Source organism: Thiobacillus sp. 65-1402 (assembly GCF_001897685.1).
GTDB lineage: Bacteria > Pseudomonadota > Gammaproteobacteria > Burkholderiales > Thiobacillaceae > Thiobacillus.
The window spans coordinates 1-5,051 of sequence record NZ_MKUG01000173.1 but is presented as its reverse complement, the minus strand read 5'-3'; the positions used below and the strand labels follow the sequence as shown (position 1 = coordinate 5,051).

8 protein-coding genes are annotated in these 5,051 nt (G+C 66.3%); all 8 read left to right on the top strand.

Annotated elements, in window-relative coordinates; translation table 11 throughout:
- Positions 1-1,127 (top strand): gephyrin-like molybdotransferase Glp (glp, locus tag BGO62_RS13145; protein WP_296643253.1); only part of this gene is annotated, 1,127 nt, incomplete at its 5' end.
- A complete protein-coding gene (moaD, locus tag BGO62_RS13140) occupies positions 1,124-1,375 on the top strand; it encodes a molybdopterin converting factor subunit 1 (RefSeq protein ID WP_296643249.1) in 252 nt (83 codons plus the stop codon). The genes glp and moaD, both read left to right, overlap by 4 nt.
- 4 nt (positions 1,376-1,379) lie before the next feature.
- Positions 1,380-1,835, top strand: a complete 456-nt coding sequence (moaE, locus tag BGO62_RS13135) for a molybdopterin synthase catalytic subunit MoaE (RefSeq protein WP_296643248.1) — start codon at positions 1,380-1,382, stop codon at positions 1,833-1,835.
- Positions 1,836-2,141: 306 nt separating this feature from the next.
- Positions 2,142-2,582 carry a MarR family transcriptional regulator gene (locus BGO62_RS13130; RefSeq protein ID WP_296643246.1) on the top strand — a complete coding sequence of 147 codons (441 nt, stop codon included), beginning with the start codon at positions 2,142-2,144 and terminating at the stop codon, positions 2,580-2,582.
- Positions 2,579-3,127: a cytochrome b gene (locus BGO62_RS13125; protein ID WP_296643244.1), complete on the top strand. Its 549-nt coding sequence runs from the start codon at positions 2,579-2,581 to the stop codon at positions 3,125-3,127. Before BGO62_RS13130 ends, BGO62_RS13125 begins: the two co-directional genes overlap by 4 nt.
- Positions 3,124-3,693, top strand: a complete 570-nt coding sequence (locus BGO62_RS13120; protein WP_296643242.1) for a YceI family protein — start codon at positions 3,124-3,126, stop codon at positions 3,691-3,693. Before BGO62_RS13125 ends, BGO62_RS13120 begins: the two co-directional genes overlap by 4 nt.
- Before the next feature lie 31 nt (positions 3,694-3,724).
- Entirely contained in the window at positions 3,725-4,306 is a 582-nt protein-coding gene (locus BGO62_RS13115) for a YceI family protein (protein WP_296643240.1), read from the top strand.
- A gap of 56 nt (positions 4,307-4,362) precedes the next feature.
- On the top strand, positions 4,363-5,051 hold a 689-nt coding region (locus BGO62_RS13110), incomplete at its 3' end, for a peptidase U32 family protein (RefSeq protein ID WP_296643237.1).

Sequence of the window (5,051 nt, the reverse complement as noted above, 5' to 3'; positions counted from 1 at the left end):
CCGTCGCCATCACCGCGGCGCTCGGGCGCGTGCTCGCCGCCCCCCAGACCTCCGCGATTGCCGTGCCGCCGGCGGACAACAGCGCGATGGACGGCTACGCCGTACGCCTGGCCGACGTGGCGCATCCGGGCGTCAGGCTGCCCCTGTCGCAGCGCATCCTGGCCGGCGCGGTCGGCCAGCCGCTGCAGCCCGGCACCGCGGCGCGCATCTTCACCGGCGCGCCGGTGCCGCCGGGCGCCGACGCCGTGCTGATGCAGGAAGACTGCAGCGCAGACGGCGCGGATATCGTCATCAACAAGCTGCCGCAGCCCGCTGAAAACATCCGCCGCGCGGGTGAGGACATCGCCGCCGGCGCGCAGATCCTTGCCGCCGGCAGCCGCATCGGCGCGGCCGAAATGGGGCTTGCCGCCTCGGTCGGGCTGGCCGAACTGCCGGTGTTCAGGCGGCTGAAGGTGGCGTGTTTCTTCACCGGGGACGAACTGGTGACGCCGGGCCTCGCGTTGCAGCCGGGCCAGATCTACAACTCCAACCGCTATACGCTGACCGGGCTGGTGAACGGCCTTGGCTGCGAACTGATCGACCTCGGCATCGTGCCGGATACGCTGGAGGCGACCGAGGTCGCGCTGGCCGGCGCCGCCAGCGTTGCCGACGTCGTCATCACCAGCGGCGGGGTCTCGGTGGGCGAGGCCGATTTCGTGAAAGCCGCGGTCGAGAAACTCGGCCGGGTCGAGATGTGGAAAGTGGCGATGAAGCCCGGCAAGCCGATCGTCTACGGGCAGGTGAACGACGCCGACTTCATCGGCCTGCCTGGCAATCCGGTATCGGCCTTCGTCACCTTCTGCCTGTTCGTGCGGCCGTTTCTGCTCAAGCGCATGGGCGCGGCCGACGTGCTGTACCGCGCATTCGCCGTGCCGGCGGATTTCGCCTGGAGCAAGCCGGGCGCGCGACGCGAATTCCTGCGCGCGCAGCTGCAGCCGAACGGCAGGCTGGCGCTGTTCCCGAACCAGGGTTCGGGGGTGCTGACCTCGTGCGCCTGGGCCGACGGTCTGGCCGACCTGGCCATTGGCCAGACCGTGCAGCCGGGCGACTGGGTACGCTTCATTCCCTTCTCGGAGCTGCTGGCATGAAACTGCGCGTACTGTACTTCGCCCGCCTGCGCGAGCGCTTCGGCGTGGCCGAGGAAGCCCTGGATTTCGCCGGCGTCACCGCGGCCGATCTGGTGGCGCAGCTGCGCTCGCGCGGCGACGTGTGGGCGGAGGAACTGGCGGCGGGCAGGGCGTTCCGGGTGGCGGTCAACCAGGACCTGGTCGCGCTCGATGCGCCTTTGCCGGAACACGCCGAAGTCGCGATTTTTCCGCCGGTGACCGGGGGCTAGCGGCGTGAAGATCGTTGTCCAGAGCGAGGCCTTCGATCTCGGCGCCGAGGTCGACGCGATGCGCCGCGGCCGCACCGACATCGGCGCCATCGCCAGTTTCGTCGGCCTGGCGCGCGATTACAACGCGGGCAGCGGCGTGCAGGCGATGACGCTGGAGCACTACCCCGGCATGACTGAAAAAGCGCTGGCTGCCCTGGTCGAGGAGGCGAAATCGCGCTGGGCGCTGCTCGACGTGACCGTAATCCATCGCATCGGCCGCCTGCTGCCGGGCGATCCCATCGTGCTGGTGGCGGTGGCCAGCCAGCACCGCGGCGAAGCCTTCGCCGCCTGCGAATTCATCATGGATTACCTGAAAACGCGCGCGCCGTTCTGGAAGAAGGAAGCAACCCCCGAGGGCGAGCGCTGGGTGGATGCCCGCGCCAGCGACGACGCAGCGGCGGCGCGCTGGAACCTGCCCTGAGTCCTATTTCTGCGGCCGGGCCAGAGCAGGCCGGCGCATCCTCTTTGCGCCATGGACGGCGCACTTTCAAGACCACCCGCTAACCCCGTTGCAGCGCTCGCACGATGCGGCCGCCTGCGCGGCCTGGCCGCCGTGTGCGCAGGATGGCGGTGGATTGCGCGTGTTCATTGCGCCGGCTGGATGGCAGCGCTGACGATGATGCCCGTTGCGATCCGCCAGGGCGGGCTCTGCTTCCATGAAAAAAATCTTGACATTGGTTCTAACCAGAACTAAATTTCGTTCTTGTTAGAACTAAATGGACGACTGATGAAGCAGCAAGCCGAATTCCTGCCGACCGTGCAAGCCCTGGTGCAGTGCTATCAGGCGTTCGAGGCGTATTCCGCCGCGGACATCCGCGCGCAGGGGCTGACGCCGCCGCAGTTCGATATCGTCGCCACGCTCGGCAACACCGCCGGGATGACCGCCACCGAGCTCGGCGAAAAAACCCTCATCACCAAGGGCACGCTTACCGGCGTGGTCGACCGCCTGGCCGATCGCGGCTGGGTGGAGCGCACCGCGCACGACAGCGACCGCCGCTGCCAGATCATCCGCCTGACCCCGGCAGGGGAAGCCCTGTTCGCCAGGGTCTTTCCGGCGCACATGGCGCATCTGGCGGCGTGCTTTACCGGAACGAGCGCAGCCGAACACAAGCGCGTACAAACCGCCTTGCGTGCGCTGGAACAGGTTTTCAGAAAGGAGACGGCATGACCTCCGCGATGCGTTATTCGACCCCGGCCATCGTGCTGCACTGGCTGGTGGCGCTGCTGATTTTCGTGGCGTTCCCGCTCGGCGTGTACATGCACGAACTGCCGCTGTCGCCCGGCAAGCTCAAGCTCTACAGCTATCACAAATGGATCGGCATCACGCTGTTGATGCTGGTGGCCTTGCGCGTGACGTGGCGGCTGACGCATACGCCGCCGCCCCTGCCCGCCGACATGGCCGCTTGGCAGCGCCGCGCAAGCCAGGCCGTGCATGGCTTGCTGTACCTGCTGATGATCGCGATTCCGCTGTCGGGCTGGTTGATGAGTTCGGCCAAAGGCTTTCCGACCGTGTGGTTCGGCGTGTTGCCGCTGCCCGATCTGGTCGAAAAGAATCGCGAGCTGGGCGATTTTCTCGCCGGGGTGCACCAGGCCCTGAACTTCACGCTGCTGGCCCTGGTCATCATGCACGTGGGCGCGGCCCTGCAGCACCATTTCATCGAACGCCGGCCTTTCCTGCAGCGCATGGGCTGGAATAAAAAGGAGCGCACATGAAACGCAATCTGACGGGTCTGAGCTTGTTCACGCTGCTTGCGGCATTGGCCGCGCCGGCGGCGCATGCGGTGGAATATCGCACGGTCTTGCCGAAGCAGAGCAGCATCGGCTTCGAGTTCCGCCAGATGGGCGTGCCGGTGCAGGGCGGCTTCAAGCGCTTCGCGGCGCAGATGGCTTTCGACCCGGCCAAACCCGAAGCCGCCAGCGCGAAGATCGAGATCGACCTGGCCAGCATCGACGCCGGCTCGCCGGAGGCCGACGACGAATCCGCCGGCAAGCTGTGGTTCAACCGCAGCGCCTATCCGAAAGCGACTTTCGTTTCCGGCCAGATCCGCCCGCTGGGCAACAACCGCTACGAGATGCGCGGCACCCTCACGCTCAAGGGCCGAAGCCGCGACATGATCGTGCCGGTGACCTATGTGCCGGGCAAGAATGCCGCCGCCTTCGACGGCGGCTTCGTCCTCAAGCGCCTGGACTTCGGCATCGGCGAAGGCATGTGGGCCGACGTCGCCACCGTCGCCAACGAAATCAAGGTGAAATTCCGCATTGCCGCCACCGGCAACTAACCCGTTGTTCATTCTTCTCAAGGAGTCTTGCATGAAACGTCTTGCCACCCTCGCCGCACTTGTTGCCTTTGCCACCGCCGCCCAGGCCGCGCCCGAAACCTTCGTCATCGACAACAGCCACACCTACCCGCATTTCAGCTACAACCACCTCGGCTTCTCCAACCAGACCCACAAGTTCGACAAGACCAGCGGCAAGGTGGTGCTCGATCGCGCCGCGAAGGCCGGCTCGGCCATCGTGACCATCGACGCCACCTCGGTCAACACCGGCTATGCGCTGTTCAACGAACACATCCAGGCCGCCGACTTCTTCGACACCGCCAAGTACCCGACGATCACGTTCAAGTCGGACAAGATGGCGTTCAGGGGCGATCGGCCGGTGAGCCTGGTGGGCGACCTGACGATCAAGGGGGTGACGAAACAGGTGACGCTCGACATCACCCACTTCAAGTGCCAGCCGCATCCGATGCTGAAAGTGGAGGCCTGCGGCGCCAACGCGACCACCCAGATCAAGCGTTCGGATTTCAACATGGGCAAGAATGCGCCCTACGTGAGCGACGAGGTGACGCTGACCCTGGCGATCGAAGCAGTCAAAGAGCAGCCGGCCGCGCAATAAGACGGGCGGGGCGGCCTCCGGTAAAATGCCGGTTTGGCCGTCCGGAACACCGCCTCGTGGAACCCCATCAACTCGAACTGCTAGCGCCCGCGCGCGATGCCGACATCGGCATCGCGGCCGTCGACCACGGCGCCGATGCGGTATACATCGGCGGCCCGTCGTTCGGCGCGCGCGCCTCAGCCTGCAACGAGATCGCCGATCTCGCACGGCTGGTCTACCACGCGCACCGCTTCAACGCGCGCGTGTTCGTCACCCTCAACACCATCCTCGCCGACAACGAACTCGAACCGGCGCGCCGGCAGATCCGGCAACTCTACGATGCCGGCGTCGACGCGCTCATCATCCAGGACATGGGCCTGCTGGAACTCGACCTGCCGCCGATCCAGCTGCACGCCAGCACCCAGACCGACATCCGCACCCCGCAAAAGGCCCGCTTCCTGCAGGACGTCGGGCTGTCGCAAATCGTGCTGGCGCGCGAACTCGATCTGAAACAGATCGCCGCCATCCGTGCCGCCACGCGGCCGGAAACCACCCTGGAGTTTTTCGTCCACGGCGCGCTGTGCGTCGCCTACAGCGGCCAGTGCTACATCAGCCACGCCCACACCGGGCGCAGCGCCAACCGCGGCGACTGCTCGCAGGCCTGCCGCCTGCCGTACCAGGTCACCGATATGGAAGGGCGCATCGTCGCGCACGACAAACACGTGCTGTCGATGAAGGACAACAACCAGAGCGGCAACCTCGAAGC